General features: G+C 70.2%; 14 protein-coding genes. 9 read left to right on the top strand and 5 right to left on the bottom strand.

The annotated features are described in order from the left end of the window. Nucleotides 1-14: 14 nt before the first annotated feature. Nucleotides 15-1,301, bottom strand: coding sequence for a DUF2062 domain-containing protein (locus BLQ63_RS28505; RefSeq protein ID WP_177154970.1), 1,287 nt, complete (start codon nt 1,299-1,301; stop codon nt 15-17). Between the two features lie 190 nt (nt 1,302-1,491). Between BLQ63_RS28505 and BLQ63_RS16305 the strand changes: the two genes are divergently transcribed. From BLQ63_RS16305 to BLQ63_RS16295, 3 genes are all read left to right on the top strand, one after another. Further along, complete coding sequence (locus BLQ63_RS16305; protein ID WP_218125301.1) at nt 1,492-2,766, top strand: serine hydroxymethyltransferase; 1,275 nt, start codon at nt 1,492-1,494, stop codon at nt 2,764-2,766. A 203-nt stretch (nt 2,767-2,969) separates the two neighbouring features. Further along, complete coding sequence (locus BLQ63_RS16300; RefSeq protein WP_091037413.1) at nt 2,970-4,574, top strand: LPXTG cell wall anchor domain-containing protein; 1,605 nt, start codon at nt 2,970-2,972, stop codon at nt 4,572-4,574. 200 nt (nt 4,575-4,774) lie between these two features. Continuing rightward, nucleotides 4,775-6,361 (top strand): LPXTG cell wall anchor domain-containing protein, encoded by a 1,587-nt coding sequence (locus BLQ63_RS16295; RefSeq protein WP_091037409.1) that lies wholly within the window; start codon nt 4,775-4,777, stop codon nt 6,359-6,361. Between the two features lie 237 nt (nt 6,362-6,598). Here BLQ63_RS16295 and BLQ63_RS16290 read toward each other — a convergent pair whose 3' ends face one another. Further along, the gene (locus BLQ63_RS16290) at nt 6,599-6,817 is read right to left on the bottom strand and encodes a hypothetical protein (protein WP_091037408.1); all 219 of its coding nucleotides are present in this window, start codon (nt 6,815-6,817) and stop codon (nt 6,599-6,601) included. Between the two features lie 320 nt (nt 6,818-7,137). Between BLQ63_RS16290 and BLQ63_RS16285 the strand changes: the two genes are divergently transcribed. Continuing rightward, complete coding sequence (locus tag BLQ63_RS16285) at nt 7,138-7,962, top strand: P1 family peptidase (RefSeq protein WP_091037406.1); 825 nt, start codon at nt 7,138-7,140, stop codon at nt 7,960-7,962. 22 nt (nt 7,963-7,984) lie between these two features. Beyond that, nucleotides 7,985-8,902: a glycoside hydrolase family 191 protein gene (locus BLQ63_RS16280; protein ID WP_091037403.1), complete on the top strand. Its 918-nt coding sequence runs from the start codon at nt 7,985-7,987 to the stop codon at nt 8,900-8,902. Between the two features lie 66 nt (nt 8,903-8,968). Here BLQ63_RS16280 and BLQ63_RS16275 read toward each other — a convergent pair whose 3' ends face one another. Then, complete coding sequence (locus tag BLQ63_RS16275; protein ID WP_143014946.1) at nt 8,969-10,567, bottom strand: GGDEF domain-containing protein; 1,599 nt, start codon at nt 10,565-10,567, stop codon at nt 8,969-8,971. A 162-nt stretch (nt 10,568-10,729) separates the two neighbouring features. On the opposite strand from BLQ63_RS16275, the gene BLQ63_RS16270 reads away from it, so the two are divergent. The 4 genes from BLQ63_RS16270 (at nt 10,730) to BLQ63_RS16255 (ending at nt 15,370) form a co-directional block, all read left to right on the top strand. Next, complete coding sequence (locus BLQ63_RS16270; protein WP_091037396.1) at nt 10,730-11,668, top strand: hypothetical protein; 939 nt, start codon at nt 10,730-10,732, stop codon at nt 11,666-11,668. A gap of 175 nt (nt 11,669-11,843) precedes the next feature. Continuing rightward, on the top strand, nt 11,844-12,980 hold the full coding sequence (locus BLQ63_RS16265) for an LCP family protein (RefSeq protein ID WP_091037393.1): 1,137 nt from the start codon (nt 11,844-11,846) through the stop codon (nt 12,978-12,980). Between the two features lie 79 nt (nt 12,981-13,059). Continuing rightward, complete coding sequence (locus BLQ63_RS16260) at nt 13,060-14,166, top strand: LCP family protein (RefSeq protein ID WP_091037390.1); 1,107 nt, start codon at nt 13,060-13,062, stop codon at nt 14,164-14,166. A gap of 85 nt (nt 14,167-14,251) precedes the next feature. Beyond that, complete coding sequence (locus BLQ63_RS16255) at nt 14,252-15,370, top strand: LCP family protein (RefSeq protein ID WP_091037387.1); 1,119 nt, start codon at nt 14,252-14,254, stop codon at nt 15,368-15,370. Nucleotides 15,371-15,447: 77 nt separating this feature from the next. Here BLQ63_RS16255 and BLQ63_RS16250 read toward each other — a convergent pair whose 3' ends face one another. Together BLQ63_RS16250 and BLQ63_RS16245 are read right to left on the bottom strand one after the other, a co-directional pair. Continuing rightward, nucleotides 15,448-15,714 carry a hypothetical protein gene (locus BLQ63_RS16250; protein WP_091037383.1) on the bottom strand — a complete coding sequence of 89 codons (267 nt, stop codon included), beginning with the start codon at nt 15,712-15,714 and terminating at the stop codon, nt 15,448-15,450. Beyond that, on the bottom strand, nt 15,707-16,483 hold the full coding sequence (locus BLQ63_RS16245) for a hypothetical protein (protein ID WP_091037380.1): 777 nt from the start codon (nt 16,481-16,483) through the stop codon (nt 15,707-15,709). The genes BLQ63_RS16250 and BLQ63_RS16245 overlap by 8 nt, the downstream gene beginning before the upstream one ends. Nucleotides 16,484-16,641 lie beyond the last annotated feature (158 nt).

The following is a 16,641-nucleotide window of genomic DNA, read 5'->3' as shown; positions in this document are numbered from 1 at the left end:
CAGGACTCGTCGTGTCAGGACTCGTCGGTGTCGGTCGCCTCGTCGGAGTTGATCTTGCGGCGGGTGCGGCCGACGGCCTTCTTGGCGCGGCGCTTGGGCTTCGCCTCGGGCTCGGCGGGCTCGTCCATGTCGACGGCCTTGAGCTCCTGCACCCAGTCGACGTCGGGGTTCGGCTCGTCGTCGCCCTCCTGGGGCTCCCAGTCGGCACGCTTCTGCTCGTCGTGCTTCGCGGCCTGCCTGGCGGCGCGGGCCTCGCGCCGGGAGGGGCGCTTGGGCTGCTCGGGCACGAACGTGGCGGGGAGGTCCTTCGTGTCGCCCTTGCGCCCGTCGTCGTAGGCCGAGGCCGGTTCGGGGACGGTCCAGCCGGGCACCGACTCGGTCAGCCCGGCGGGCACGGGCTCGCGGACCTCGGCGCGGTCGTCGATCTGGCCGCCGGCCTTGGGCAGGGCGCAGACGATCAGGGATCCGAGGAGCCCGGCGATGGCCGCGTACGGGCCGACCAGGATCACCGACATGGACTCGGCGTTGTCAACCCGGGAAGGTCCCGCGACCAGGTGCGCGACGGTGACGATGAGCGGTCCGGCGATACCGGAGGCCGCCGCGATCCGGTAGCCCGAGCTGGTGATCGTCCCCCGGCGGGCGATGAGCGCGACGATCGCGCCGATGAGCGCCGAGCCGATCACGAAGGGGACCGCGATCGAGAAGCCGCGGCGGCCCAGGGCGGTGTCCGGCCCGGCCCACGAGCCCCACACCGCCAGTTCGGTGACCGGCGAGACGCGGTCGCCGACCTCGACGAACACCGAGAGGATCGCCAGGAGCCACACCAGGGCGACCGAGGCGCCCACGTTGACCGCGACCGAGCGCGAGCTGAGCCCGATGAGCGCCAGCGCGACGCCGACCACGGCGCCGAGGCCGGAGGCGATGAGCGGGTCGGTCGGGAACGAGGTGAAGACCGCGCCCTGCTCGGCCGACAGCGACACGAGCGGCCCGACGAGGAACGCTCCGGCGGCGCTCGCCAGGACCGCGGTGACGCGCGTGGCGGCCCCGAGCCTGGCGGCGGCGCGGGAGCCGATCGCGCCCGAGGCCAGGCCGCCGACCACGCACGAGGCGGCCGAGAACCAGGCCACCCATGCGAGGTTGGCGTTCCAGCGGAACTCGAGGACGGCGTCGGCGGCGCCGGGGGCGTCCTCAGCCCAGGAGAGGAGGCCGAAGCCGTAGGCCAGCCCGAGCTGCGCGAGCGCGGCCAGGGCCGCGACCGCGAACCCGGCGCCCACGGTCTTTGCGGCGGATCTAGGTGACATACGTCGCACGCTACTGCGTGTACGCAATGGAGTCTCGTACGGGCGGACGCGTGAGCGTACGACGGGTCACGCCGTCTCACACGGGAGGAAACGCCCGGGCCCGGCGCCCGCGGCCCCGGCTATGCTCGGTGCATCAAGGCCACCTGCCCGGTCGCCGTGCGAGATCATGCCGATCAGCGAGGAGCATTGCATGTCCGACGCCTACGAGGCCCTCACCGCGAACCTGGCGGCCGCCGACCCCGAGATCGAACGGCTCATCGAGGCCGAGGGCCGGCGCGAGTCCGAGAAGATCCGCCTCATCGCCTCCGAGAACTACGTGTCCCAGGCGGTCATGGAGGCCACGGGCTCGATCCTCACCAACAAGTACTCCGAGGGGTACGCCGGGAAGCGCTACTACGAAGGCCAGCAGCTGATCGACCAGGTCGAGCAGCTGGCCGTCGACCGGGCGAAGGCCCTGTTCGGGGCCGACCACGCGAACGTCCAGCCCTACTCGGGGTCCCCGGCGAACCTGGCCGTCTACATGGCGTTCCTGTCCCCGGGCGACAAGGTCCTGGGCATGGGGCTGCCCGCGGGCGGGCACCTGACCCACGGCGCGAAGGTCTCCGCGACGGGCAAGTGGTTCGACGCGGTCCACTACGGGGTCCGCCGCGAGACCGGCCGCATCGACCTCGACGAGGTCGCCGAGATCGCCCGCCGCGAGCGTCCGAAGATGATCATCTGCGGCGGCACCGCGATCCCCCGCACCGTCGACTTCGCGGGCTTCAAGGCCATCGCCGACGAGGTCGGGGCGATCCTCATGGCCGACATCGCGCACATCGCCGGCCTGGTCGCGGGCGGGGCGCACCCGACCCCGGTCGGCCACGCGGACGTCGTCACGACCACGACCCACAAGACCCTGCGCGGCCCGCGCGGCGCGATGATCCTCGCGAACGCCGAGCACGCGAAGGCCATCGACAAGGCGGTCTTCCCCGGTCTCCAGGGCGGGCCGCACAACCACACGACGGCGGCGATCGCCGTGGCGCTGCGCGAGGCCGCGAAGGACTCGTTCAAGGCGTACGCGGCGCAGATCGTCGCGAACGCGAAGGCGCTCGCCGAGGGCCTGACCTCGCGCGGGTTCGACCTGGTCTCGGGGGGCACCGACAACCACCTGATCCTGGTGGACCTGACCAGCAAGGACATCCCCGGGAAGCCGGCGGCGAAGGCCCTGGACGCGGCCGGGATCGAGCTGAACTTCAACTCGGTGCCGTTCGACCAGCGCAAGCCGTTCGACCCGTCGGGCCTGCGCATCGGCACCTCGTCGGTCACGACCCGCGGGATGACCGAGGGCGACATGGACCTCATCGCGGGCTGGATCGACCGGGCGGTCGCGGCGGCGAAGGACGGCAAGGACGCGGAGCTGGACGTGGTCGCGGGCGAGATCCGCGAGCACACGAAGGCGTTCCCGATTCCGGGCTGGAAGGCGTAGCCGCGCTGCGGCGAAGGTGAACGGCAGGGCGCTGCTCCTTCGGGAGCGGCGCCCTCGCCGCGTCCTGGGCGGCGTTCGGGGAACGCCCAGGTGAATTCCCCGGAGCGGCATTGCAACGAGTGACATGCTGAACGCGTCTAGTATTCATCAGTCCCTCTCCCGGGCGACCCGTGGCCGTCCGGCCCAGTGCGAGGAAGCCCTTCATGCATGCACGCAGCAACCGGACCAGGCGGGCACTGCTCCTGCCGGTCGTGATCGCCGCCGCGGCCCTCGGCGCCGGGGCGTTCGCTTCCCCGGCGTCCGCACAGGTGCCGACGCCGGAGGAAGTCGGCATCGACGACGGTTCGCCGGTCACCGTCGGAGGGGAGCCCGTGCGGTTCTCCGCGGAGGTGGTCTTCGGCGAGGACCTCCCGGCCGGGCACACCGTCACCATGACGATCCTGTTCGACACCCCCGCGGGCGCCATCGTGCCCGAGAACGACGCCGATGACGACGACTGCACGACGGACGGCCCGTACGCCGCCGACTGCTCCCTGGACGTGGACGGGGACCGCGTCTCCTTCGACTTCCTCTACGCCGCGACCGACGCGGTCGAGGACGACTCCTTCGCCTACTTCGCCTCTTTCGCGGTCGACGGCGCGACGGTCGAGACGGTCGAGGGCGCGATCGAGGTCCTGCCCGTCGAGGAGGGCCCGGGCGAGGCCTGGCCGTACCTGCACGGCGACGCGGTCTTCACCGGCGTCGAACCGGGAAGCACGGTGGAGGTGCAGCCGGAGTTCCTGCAGGAGCAGGCGCTCGGGGACGACGCGGCGGCGGTGATCCTCACGTTCAGCGAACCGGAGTACCCGTTCAGCGAGGGCCGGGGCGCGGACGCGTCGGCCGGCTACGACAACTGCACCGACCGCTACTTCGACTCGCCCGGGGTCACGTGCGTGGTCACCGACTTCGCGGATGCGCCGGGCACGGTGTTCACGCCGACCGTGCCGGTGCACTACGCGGTGAGCGAGCGCGCGCCGGGCCCGGTGGACGTGTGCGTCTGCTACTACAGCGCGTATGTCGTCAACGCCGCCGAGCTGGAGGACCGGTTCGGCGACGTGGACTGGGACGCGGGCTCGGGGAACCTGTTCGGGCTGCGGGTGGTGAGCGAGCCGGAGTCGGAGTTCGCCGACTCCACGGTCGGCGAGATCGTCATCACGACCGCGGACCACCCGTGGGACCTCGCGGTCGACGACGCGAATGCCAAGGGGGCCTTGGGGAGCAAGACCACGGTCACGGTGGAGGTCGTCAATGACGGTCCGGCGGACGCGTACGACTTCTTCGACGGCCCCGGCTCCTACGCGCTGCTCGGGAGGCTCCCGACGGGCCTGGACCTCGTGTCGATCGACGAGGAGGGGTGGATCTGCCTCGACGAGGCGGACTGGGAGACCTACCTGCCGAGCGTGGACCCCGGCGACCTCGCGAAGCTCGACTTCGCGTGCCTGTTCGACGAGATCGCCGCCGGCGAGACGCATGAGCTGCCGGTGCGCGTCGAGATCACCGGGACCGGCGCGAAGCGGGACGGGACCCTGGAGGTCGTCACGCTCGACAACGACGGGTACCCGGGCGTGCTCGAGGCCGACCCGAAGGACAACTCGGCGGTGTTCAGTGTCAACGCGGACGGGCACGGGCAGCTGCCGAAGACCGGTTCGTCGCTGACGCCGGTGCTCGGGATCGCCGCCGCGGCACTGGTCGCGGGGGTGCTGCTGTTCGTGCTCACCCGCCGGCGCGGCCCGTCGGAGCCCGCCTCGGAGCCGGAGGCGGAGGAGTAAGCGCCGCAAGCGCATCGGGGCCCTCGTCCGGGTGGACGGGGGCCCCTCTTTCACGGGCGGCACGCACCGTGAGATCACCGTCACGAATTTTCCCCGCAACGGCTGCGTCAACTCGGGGACCGGCCGCGTCTAGTAGACATCCAGTCCCTCTGAGGCGGCCACAAAGGACCGTCCTCGATCACCAGCTAGGAAACCCTGCCATGAGTGCACCCAAAAACAGGTTCGGGCGTGCCTTCGCCCGGACCGCCGCCGCCGCGGGAGCCGCGGCGCTCGGCGCCGGAGCGTTCGCGCTCCCGGCCTCCGCCCAGGCCCCCGTCCCCGTCTCGGTCGACCTGGACATCGCCTCCGAGGTCGTCGCCGACAACGAGCACCACCTCGGCGGCCTCACCCTCGAGTTCGGCGAGGACTTCGCCGAAGGCGAGCACGACGTGACCGCCCACATCGACTACGACACCGGCTCCGGCTTGCGACTGCTCCAGACCTACGACTGGGACGGCTGCGGCCTCTACGCCGACACCGGGCAGTTCCTGTGCATCGCCGAGGACGCGGACAACCCGGTCGAGTTCGCCTTCGAGTACAAGGCGCTCGTCGGCGCGGTCGAAGGCGTCCACGACTACACCGTCACCGTCGACGTCGACGGCGAGACCGTGGAGACGATCGAGGGCACCGTCGAGGTCCTCCCCTACGAGGGCGACGGGTACGGCCGCCCGTACCTGCTCGGCAACGCCGCCTACGACGGCGTCGAGCCCGGCTCCACGGTCGACGTGGCGCCCGAGTTCCTCCAGGAGTCGGCGTTGTCGGCGAACGCCGAAGCCGTGGTCGTCACCACCTGGGCACCCGAGTACCTGCCGCACGGCCTCGCCTGGCCGGGCGCCGGCTACGACAACTGCATCGTGAACGAGGGCGTCAACGTCACCTGCGTCGTGACCGACTTCGAGGACCTGCCCGGGACGGTGTTCACCTTCGACACCCCGATCGGGTACACGGTCCACGAGAGCGCCCCCGGGCCGGTCGACGTGTGCGACTGCGTCTACGAGGTGTACACCGTCGGCGCCGACCGGCTCGAAGCCGACTTCGGCGGCGTGTTCTGGGACGAGGGGTCGGGCGACCTGTTCGGCCTGCGGACCGTGAGCGAGCCCGAGAGCGAGTTCGTCGACGAGTTCCACGGGAACATCGACATCACGACCTCCCAGCAGCTGTACGACCTCACCACCGAGGCCATCGACGTCAAGGGCGGGAACGGCGACGAGGTCACCGTGAAACTCCGGGCCGGGAACGAGGGCCCCGCCGGCGCCTACAGCTTCTTCGACGGACCCGGGTCCTACGCGGTCCTGGTCGAGCTGCCGGAGGGCGTCGAGGTCGTCATGACGGTGGGCGGCGACGAGTGGAACTGCTTCGAAGGGGACGAGATGGGCTCGTACCTGGACGACGAGGTCACCGAGGAGCGGCTCGCCGAGCTCGACTTCATCTGCATGTTCCACGAGCTGTCCCCCGGGTCGGACCAGGCCATGCCGGTCGACGTCAAGGTCACCGACGAGGACGCCGACGGCGCCGGGTCCGTCGAGGTCATCGCGCTCGACTACGAGGACTACCCCGGCGACTTCGAGAGCGACCCGAAGGACAACAAGGCCGCTTTCACGCTCAACGGCGGCGGCTCGGGCCGGCTGCCGACCACCGGGACCTCCCTGACCGTGATCTACGTCGCGGCCGGCGCGGTACTGGTAGCGGGCGTGGTCCTGATCGTCCTGGGCCGGCGCCGCAAGACCGCCGGCGCGGTCGCCGAGTAGACCGTCACCACTGGGCGCCCGGCCGTTCCCGGCCGGGCGCCCGGCGCGTGCCGGGACGCGACGGCGGGTCCCGGCTCGAAGCCGGGACCCGCCGTCTTCCCACGTCCTCCGGTCATGACCCCGGAGCGAACGAAACGCACTGGGGCTCTTGGGAAGCAGCCGCAGCGCGTAGCGTTCTAGTGGGTTTTTGAGTTGTGCAGTCGGGCGCGGCGCCTTGTGGGCGCGCTCGCCTCGGACCTATCGGGCCAGGCCGGCGAGGGCGCGGCCCTCGACACGGTCGGCCACCCGGCGCAGCACGCCGGCGGTCGAGAGGCGGACCTTCTCGGGACGGGTGACGCCGAAGACATACGGCTTGTCGGCCCGGCCATCGTCAACGACCGGCGCGTTCGGCAGGGCCGAGGTGGCGGTGGTGTTGGCGGCGTCGACTGCGAGGTAAGCACCTACGAACTCGTGCATGATGATTCCTTCCCGGCAGGGTGTGCCGGATTGCTATCTGAAGGGGGACCGCTCGTCGATGACGCCATTGTCGACGGCGGTGATCCGTCGCGATCCCGCTGGATCGCTCCGGTGGCCGGCAGCACGAGCGGTTCGGGTTCGCCGTTCCGCCACTGCTTCCATCGGCCTCAACATCAATGCTAGGGCCTGTATGCCCTGAAAATCCAGGGATTTCGCGTGGGTCACATGTAGCGCGCAACACTGTCCACAAAGCACTTAGTTATCGTTCGGTTATGAAATTCGAGCAGCGGGTTTCCGGCAGGTGAAGGTAGTCTGTCCGGATGCGGGACTTGGGAGTTCGCGTCGGCCACTGGACCGGCGAGCACACCGGCTGCACGGTGCTGCTGTTCGACGAGGCCACCGTCGCCTCCGGCGAGGTGCGGGGAGGGGCCCCCGCCAGCCGGGAGATCGAACTGCTCGACCCCCTCCGCGCCAACACCGGCATCGACGCGGTCCTGCTCACGGGCGGTTCCGCGTTCGGCCTCGCCGCCGCCGACGGGGTCATGCGCTGGCTCGCCGAGCGCGGCCGCGGCGTCGCGACCCCCGGCGGACCCGTCCCGATAGTGCCGACCCTCGGCCTCTACGACCTCGACGGCACCGGCAACGTCCCGGCCGCACCCCAGGGCTACGAGGCCTGCGACGCGGCCATGGCCCCGTTCGAACCGGCCCTCGACGGGCCCGTCGGGGCGGGCAGGGGCGCCACGGTGGGGCAGTGGCGGGGCGTGACGCTCCCCTCCGGGCTCAGGTCGGCAACCGTCGCGGCCGGACCGGTCGTCGTGAGCGCGCTCGCGGCCGTCAACGCCTTCGGCGAACCCGGGCCGCTCGACCGCCGGCTCCTGCGGCCCGAAGGCTTCGCGAGCGGGTCGTTCGGGCGCAACACCACCATCGGCGTCGTGGTCACCAACGCGCGGCTCGACAAGGTCGACTGCGCCCTGGTCGCCCAGGGCGCGCACGACGGCCTCGCGAAGGCCATCAGCCCCGTGCACACGCGCATGGACGGCGACGCGTTCGTGGCCGCCGCCACCGGCCTGGTGCCCGCCTCCGTCGACGTCGTCCGGGCCCTCGCCGTCGAGGCCGTGGCCGAGGCGATCGGCACGGACATCTGAGCCACCCCCTTAGACTTCGGGCATGAGACGCCTCCCCGCCGCGCTCCTCGCGCTCCCGCTCCTGCTCGCCGCCTGCACGCAGGACGCCGGGGCCGAACCGACCGGCCCGCCGCCCGCGACCGAGGAGCCCGCCGGCGCCGCGCAGGCGCCCCGCGACTGGATCTACCAGCTCAGCGGCTACGACGGCGACGCGCTCGACGCCCTCGCGGCGACGCCGCAGGAGGTCGCGGTCATCGACCTGGCCCGCGACGGCGGCGAAGGCTACTGGAGCACCGAGGAGATCACCGCGCTCAAGGACTCCGGCAAGACCGTCTACGCGTACTTCACGATGGGCTCGATCGAGACCTACCGGCCCGAGTACCCCGCCGTCGCCGAGACCGACCTGGTCCTCAACCAGTGGGGCGACTGGCCCGACGAGTACTTCGTGCGGTACTGGGACGAGCGCTGGCGGGACCTGGTGATGCGCCCGCGCCTGGACCAGGCGATCGCGGCCGGGTTCGACGGGGTGTACCTCGACGTGCCGAACGCGTACGAGGAGATCGACCTCGGCCTCGTGCCCGGCGAGGACCGGGATTCACTGGCGCAGAAGATGGCCGACCAGGTCAAGGCCATCGACGAGTACACCGACGACCGGCTCGACGTGCTGGTGCAGAACTCGCCCGAGCTCATCGGGTTCGACGGGTACCTCGACGCGATCGACGGGCTCGGCGTCGAGGAGCTGTTCTTCATCAACCCCGACGAGCCCTGCACCGAGGAGTGGTGCGCCGAGAACCTCGCCCATGTGCGGGAGATCGCGGCCGCCGGAAAGCTGATCCTGGCCGTCGACTACGCCGCGGAGGAGGCGAACATCGCCGCCGCCTGCGCGAGGTACGAGGAGGAGGGCTTCGCGGGCGCGGTGGCCGACGTGGACCTGGACGCGATCTTCGCGCCCTGCCCGTAGCAGGGCCGGACCGCGCGAGCGCGACTCGCGTTGCGCCCGAACCGAAAGCACCGTCGGACCCGGGAACTACGCTTGAACCGGGGGGTCCCCGGAGCGTCCGATTTGTTCAGACTCTCCCGGGCTCGCCCAGATCCGCCCGATCCAGCCTTTGCTTAAGTAGTGCTTGCGCGAGCGCTTCATCTGGTACATCGCCTGGTCGGCCGCCCACAGCGTCTGCGCCGGATTCCCGCCCGCCGCCAGCCGGGCCCAGCCGATCGACACGTCGACCGGCGTTCCCGGCACCGAGTACTCCCACTTCTCCGCCGCGACGGCGACCCGGATGCGGTCCGACACCGCGTCCGCGTCGTACTCCGTCGCACCCGGCAGCACCAGGATGAACTCGTCGCCGCCGGTGCGCGCCAACAGGTCGCCCGAGCGCACCACGCTCGACAGGAGCGCCGCCACCCGCTGGAGGATCGCGTCCCCCGCCTGGTGCCCGTGCGTGTCGTTGACCGCCTTGAACCCGTCCAGGTCGAGCACCGCGATCATCCCGTCGCCGTCCACATCGGACAGGAACGCGTCCAGGCGCCGCCGGTTCGGCAGCCCCGTCAGATCGTCGGTGTTGGCCCGGTCGGCCCAGCCCGCCGCCGCGCGGCGCAGCTGGTCGTGGTCCACCAGCGCCGCCGCCGAGGCCAGGTAGATCGTGTGGAACTCGTTAATCTGCTTGTAGAGCGCGTACGTCGTCGCGTGCGCCGCCAGGATCGAGGCGGCGTGGTCGCCCTTCGCGACCAGGGCGAGGGACTTCAGGTGCTGCGGCTCCATGACGCCGAGCGTCTCGTCCCCGATCTCGCGGGTCTCCAGCACCTCCAGGGCCTCCAGGCCCCGCGCCTGCGCGATGAGCCGCGAGGCGCGCGCCATGATCCGCAGGTCCTGGGCCTCCACCGACGAGGTCTCCTCCGGCAGCAGGTGCTCCACCGACCACTGCTCGCTGAAGCCGAGCAGGCTCAGGCGCGCCAGCGCGTAGTGCACCCACTCGAGTTCGCGCGTGTCCAGGTCGTGCAGGTTCGGCTTGACGCGGCGCAGCTCCTGGCGCAGCTGGCCCGTGCACGCCCGCGGGTCGCCGGTGTAGTAGCGCAGCAGCGCGTCCCGGACCCGGATCTCCACGCCCTCCACTGAGGACCGGCTGATTCCGGCGCGCTCGGCGAGGGTGTGGCACTGGTCCAGGGCGCCGGCCGCCTGCTGCTGGTAGCCGCAGTTGGAGAGGATCACGGCCAGGTCGTACCAGGCGTCGACCGCGCCCTGGCTCGCCTCGGTCATCGAGCGCAGCGCGCGCTGGGAGAGGACCAGCCGCTGCGCGGTGAAGTCGAGGGACTTGATGTGGTGGTGGTAGTACCAGGCCGCGAGCGCGTGGTACTTGCCGTCGAGCCGGGGGTCGCGGCAGCGGGCGACCGCGGTGCCGGCCTGGTCGATGGTGCCGGGGATCTTGTCGATCGCCCGCTGGCTGATCTGGCCCTCGAGGATGAAGAGCCACGCCTGGGCCCGCTGGTGGGCGGTCTCCGAGTTGTAGGAGATCCAGGTGCTCTCGCTGACGGCCTCGGCGACCTGGCCCGACCGCATGAGTCCGCGCAGGCGCAGATACTGGTCGTCATAATCACGCGCAGACGTGATCCCCCTCCGTGGCGTCACGCGCTCTATCCTGCCACCGCCGCGGCGATATATCCAGTGGGGCGGGTCCCGACCGCTCCGTCCGGACTCGACGGATGGGCATGGGCCCGAACCGTTTTCCTCCGTCGGGCGGCCGCGGCCCTTAGAGTGGGAGCAGTGCCCGAAATGGAAGGATGGTGTGCGTTGCTCCCCTCATGTCCGTGCACCTCCTGCGGCGCCCCGCTGCGGACCGCACCCGGCGCCACCGTCCTCGCCTGCGGCGCCTGCGGCACCGAGCAGCACGGCCGCCCCGCGGCCCGCCGCCTCCAGGACCCCGACTGGACCGCGTTGGCGCCCAAGGCGACACTGCGGTACGCCGACGACACCCCCGAGCTCATCGTCGCCCCCGAGGCGCTCGTGCCGTTCCGGATCGAGCGGGCCACCGCGCGCCGGCTCCTGCGCGACTGGGCGCGGCGGCGCCCGTTCGCCCCGTCCGTACTGCGGCGCATCGACGAGTCCACGACGTTCCGGGGCGCCTACCTGCCGCACTGGGTGTGGCAGGCGCGCACCAGGTCGCGGTACCGGGCCGCCCGCGGCGAGGCGTACTGGTCGCGGGCCGGGGGCGACACGGGCGCCCGGGTCAGGGGCGTGCACTGGACCCCGGCGGCCGGCGTGGTCGACCGGGACTTCACCGCGGTCGCGATCCCGGCGACGGTGCGCCTCGACGGCCGGGCGCTGGCCGACCTCATGCGCGACTGGACGCTCGCCGATGCGGTGCCGTTCGCGCCGGAGCGGCTCGAGGGGTACTGGGTGCAGCGCTACGACCTGGAGCCGGAGACCGGGCTGGAGCTGGCGAAGGCCCGGATGGCCGGGTCGATCGAGGCCGAGGTGCGCGCCCGGGTCGGCGGGGACGAGCGGCACGTGCAGGGCATCGACACGGCGTACGCGGGCCTGGCGTACCGGCTGGTGCTGCTGCCGGTGTGGCTGGCCTCGTATCCGCACCGGGGCCGGGCGCGGATGGTCGCGGTGCACGGGGAGACCGGCCGGGTGGTCGGCGAGCGCGCCTGGAGCGCCGCGAGGCTCGCCGTCGCGTTCCTGTTCGCGGTGGGCGCTGCAGGCGTCATACTGTATTTCAGCTCTTAATCCGAATCATTCTCACTGAACGGCCCGACGGGCCGTGGACCGAGTGGTTACGCGATGGAAATGAACTATGGTCATGTATGCGCAACCCCCCAGGTGAACTGCGCGTGTACCCCTCAGAGCGGCCCAGCCCACCCCGGCTGCGCCGCCGCACCCCACTGAACGTACGGGAGAGGCAATGAGCCCGGTCAAACACGCTGCCAAGGCGTCGTCCCCCTGGTGGGCGAAGGCCATGGTCATCAGCGGTTCGATGGTCATGGTCGTCGCCGGCGGCGGCGCGATCGCCGCCCAGGTCAGCCTCAACCTGGTCAACAACTCGGTGAACCAGGAGGACCTCCTGGGGGACCAGCGGGTCGAGGCCGTGGCGGGCGCCGACATCGAGGGGCCCCTGAACTTCCTGGTCCTGGGCACCGACGAGCGCGTGGACGCGGGCGGCGAGGCCCGCACCGACGCCGACATCATCGTCCACGTCAACAAGGACCTCACGCAGGTCTCGATGATCTCGCTGCCGCGCGACCTCCTGGTGGACATCCCCTCGGGCGTCCCGGCCGAGCAGACGAAGCTGACGGAGGCGTTCGCCTACTCCGAGGACTGGGGCGAGTCGTTCCAGAACACCGCCGAGACCATCACCAACCTCACCGGCGTCCAGTTCGACGGCGGCGCGATCGCGAACTTCGAGGGCTTCCTCGACATGGTCGGCGAGCTGGGGACCATCGAGCTGTGCCCCTGGCACGAGATCACCTCGATCCACACGGACAAGACCTTCCCCAAGGGCTGCGCCGAGTACGACCGCAAGGACGCGCTCGACCTGGTGCGCCAGCGCTACGGCTGGGACTCCGACGAGGACTACGAGAACGGGACCTGGGGCGACTTCGGCCGCCAGAAGATGCAGCAGCAGGCGATCAAGAAGATCCTGGAGCGGGCGAAGGAGCAGGGGTACGCGACCGACCCGGCCAAGGCCGTGAGCCTGCTCAACAGCTTCGGCGACGCGCTGACGCTCGACGTCGGCGGCTACAACCTCATCGACCTGATCACGCAGATGCGCGACATCGACCCCAACGAGATCCTCTCGATCGGCACGCCGTCCTCGGAGGGCAGCATCAACGGGACCTCGTACGTGCTCATCCACGAGGGCACCGACGAGGAGGTCGCGTCCGAGGCGCTGTGGGACGCGATCGAGAGCGATACCCTCAACGAGTGGGCCTGCGAGTACCCCGACTGGCTCAGCGGCGACTCGCACCCCGACTGCGCGACCGTGACCAGTGAGAACTCCTCGGCTCCGCCCTCCGACGGTGCCACCGAGACCGCCGATTAGGCTGTCTCCCATGCAACCGGGCCACGTTACCGAAGCGTTATCAATACGGTGATATCGCCGACCGGACCCTTGGAGAGGCATGGCTGGTAAGAGCGGCGCCCCGTGGTGGGCGCACCTGATGATGTACGCGGGCGGACTGACCCTGGTCGTCGCCGGCGGCGCGGCCGCGGTCGCCCAGATCGCGCTCCACACCGCGAACAACGCGGTCGAGAACGAGGACATCCTCGGCGACAACCGCGCCGAGATGGACGTGGAGGACATCAAGGGCCCGCTGAACATCCTGGTGCTCGGCGTCGACAAGCAGGGCGGGTCGACCCGGTCCGACACGATGATCATGGTGCACATCAACGAGGACCTGACCGACGTGTCGATGGTGTCGCTCCCCCGCGACCTGTACGTCGAGATCCCCGACTGCGGCCCCGACTGGGGCAACAACACCTGCATGCAGAAGCTCAACCACGCCGCGTCGATCTCCGACGACTGGGACGTGACGCGCGCGAACGTGGTCGAGACGATCTACAACCTCACCGGCGTCGAGTTCCACATGGGCGCCACGGTCGACTTCGAGGGCTTCATGGACCTCGTCGACCTGGTCGACACGGTCGAGCTGTGCCCGTGGCACGAGATCACCTCGATCCACGGCGACAACCGGGTCTTCCCCGAGGGCTGCAACGACTACAACAAGGAAGAGGCCCTCGACCTCATCCGCCAGCGCTATCCGTGGGACCACCCCGAGGACTACGAGAACGACCTGTGGGGCGACTACGGGCGCCAGGCGATGCAGCAGCAGGCCATTAAGGCGCTCATCACCGAGCTGAAGGCCGACGGGTACCACAAGGACCCCGCGAAGCTGACCGAGGTGCTCAACGGCCTGGGGAGCAAGCTGACCCTGGACCTGCCCGACGGGCTGACGGTCACCGACCTGGCGGTGAACCTGCGCGACATCAACCCCGACGACATCACCTCGATCCGGGTGCCGGCCACGTCCCAGGAGACCGACGTCGGCTCCTCCGAGGTGATCGCCGAGGGCGAGCAGCAGATCGCGGCCGACGCGCTGTGGGACGCGCTCCAGAACGACACGATGGACCAGTGGATCGTCCAGTACCCGGAGTGGGTCAAGCAGACGACCGGCAGCGGTGCCGACACCGCACCGAGCGAGGACGCCTCGGCGGGCACCACCGACTGATCGGGCCCGCTCCCGCCGGCGTGCAACCGGAAGGCGTTACCGCGGCGTTATCGCTGTGGAAGACCCCTATCCGACTTGGAGACGCATGGCCGGCAAGAGCGGGGCCCCGTGGTGGGCGCACCTGATGATGTACGCGGGCGGACTGACGCTGGTCGTCGCCGGCGGCGCGGCGGCCGCGGCGCAGATCGCGCTCGACACGGCGAACAACGCGGTCGAATCGGAGGAGATCCTCGGCGACGCGCAGGCCGAGGTCGTCGCGGACATCCAGGGGCCCTTGAACATCCTGGTGCTCGGCGTCGACAAGCAGGGCGGGTCGACCCGCTCCGACACGATGATCATGGTGCACATCAACGAGGACCTGACCGACGTGTCGATGGTGTCGCTGCCGCGGGACCTGTGGGTGGACATCCCCGACTGCGGCCCCGACTGGGGCAACGACCCCTGCGAGTTCAAGCTGAACCACGCCGCGTCGATCAGCGACGACTGGGAGACCACCCGGCCGAACGTGGTGAACACGATCTACGACCTCACCGGCGTCCAGTTCCACATCGGCGCGACGGTGGACTTCAACGGCTTCCTCGAGCTGGTCGACCTCGTCGGGGAGATCGAGCTGTGCCCCTGGCACGAGATCACCTCGCACCACGGCGACAACAAGGTCTTCCCCGAAGGCTGCGCATACTACGACAAGAAGGACTCCCTCGACCTGATCCGCCAGCGCTACGGCTGGAACTGGGATTCGGACTGGGAGGAGGGGCGCGGCGGCGACTACGGGCGCCAGGCCATGCAGCAGCAGGCCATCCGGTCGCTGATCACCGAGCTGAAGGCCGACGGGTACCACAAGGACCCGACCAAGCTCAACGACATCCTCTCGGGATTCGGGGATTCGCTGACGATGCAGCTGCCCGAGGAATGGGCGCTGACCGACCTCGTGGTGAACCTGCGCGACATCAACCCCGACGACATCACCTCGATCCAGGTGCCGTCCACGGCCGAGGAGATCGACTACAACGGCGAGCCGCTGTCGATCGTGCGGACCCACGAGGGCGAGGAGCAGACCGCCGCGGACGCGCTGTGGGAGGCGCTCCAGACCGACACCCTTGACCAGTGGATCGCCGCGAACCCGAAGTGGGTCAAGGACAGCGGCGCCGGCGCAGGAGAGACGGCCGGCGACGCCGGGGAGTCGCCGACGGCGGGCACGGACTAGGGCCCCGATCCGAGAGCGCAGCAGCGACGGGGCCGCCCGGCGGGCGGCCCCGTTTCACGTTGCGGGAGTGGGGGAGGTCAGCTGGACCGCTCGCGCTCGGCCTTCTGGCGCAGGCGCTCCTGGAGCAGGCGCTCGGCCTCCGCCGCGGGGACCTCCTCGTACTCGTCGTCGACGCTGCCGCGGTCGTAGTCGAGGAAGAAGTCGGTGTGGTCCCACTCGGCGGTGAAGAAGTTGAAGCTCTCGGTGTGGTCGGTGTTCCCGCTGCGGTAGGTGCGCAGGAAGCCGGCCGGGTCGGACCGGGAGGTCCACGCGTTCGTCCTCACGAAGTACTTGAGATCATCCACGTCTGTTCCCCAATTGATCGATCTTCAGGTCCTGCACGCCGGGCGGGCGCTGGACGTTGTTGAACACGTCTTTCTGCTGCTGCACGAGCTCCTGGTACCGCGGGCTCGACTTGTCCCCGATGCTCTTCATCTCATCGTAGAGGTGGTGGGTGCCGGCGTCCTTGGCCCAGAAGCTCTGCTCGGTGTGATGCTGGACCTCGAACTGCGTGCCCGTCTTGGGGTCGGTCCAGGTGGAGTTGATGCCCTGGTAGGTGCCGTTCTCGTTCCACTTGTTCTTGAACTGCTTCGGGTCGGCCTCGAAGCCGCTGTCCTCGAGCAGCTTGTGGGTCTTCTTGACGCCGTCGGAGTAGCCGTCGGGGGAGTGCTGGACGGTGTACCTGACGGAGTCGTTCATGCGCTTGAGCGCGGTGTCGTGGTCGACGCCGTCGTCGCGCATGGTCCGGTAGACCTTCTCCTTGAGGGAGTCCTCGGTCTTGAGCCGGTGCTCGCGGCCGAGCAGGTCGGCGGGGAGGTCCTTGGCGAGCTGGTCCATCTTCGGGGTGACGCGCGCCTCGGTGTCCCTGGCGTTCTTGAGGAACTGGTCCGCGGCGGCGTTCGCCTCGGGGGACAGCTTCGCGTTCGGGTTCGTCGGGTGCGTCCAGCCCTTCGGCTCCGTCGTGACGTCGGGAGTGGTGTCGGGGCCCTTGCCCTTGTCGAGCCCTCTGCCCTTGCGCTTCTTGCCGATCCTGAAGAAGTCCAGTGCGGCGCGGATCATCTTGCCCTTGGGCATCCGGTCACCTCTCCCTGCGCGCGGGAGTGCGGGGGTCGGCCATGCGTGCCTCCAGGAGGAGTGGTGGGGGGGGTGAAGTTTTTCTGTCAACAAAGTAGCTTATAGATGAACTGCGTGCGATGTCGGTTTCGTTTGGTACACATGACGTACGCGTGGAT

Origin of the sequence: Glycomyces harbinensis, assembly GCF_900101745.1 — a bacterium.
GTDB classification, from domain to species: Bacteria; Actinomycetota; Actinomycetes; order Mycobacteriales; family Micromonosporaceae; genus Glycomyces; species Glycomyces harbinensis.
The sequence above is the reverse complement of the archived record's forward strand: the minus strand, read 5'-3'. Positions and strand labels throughout refer to the sequence as shown.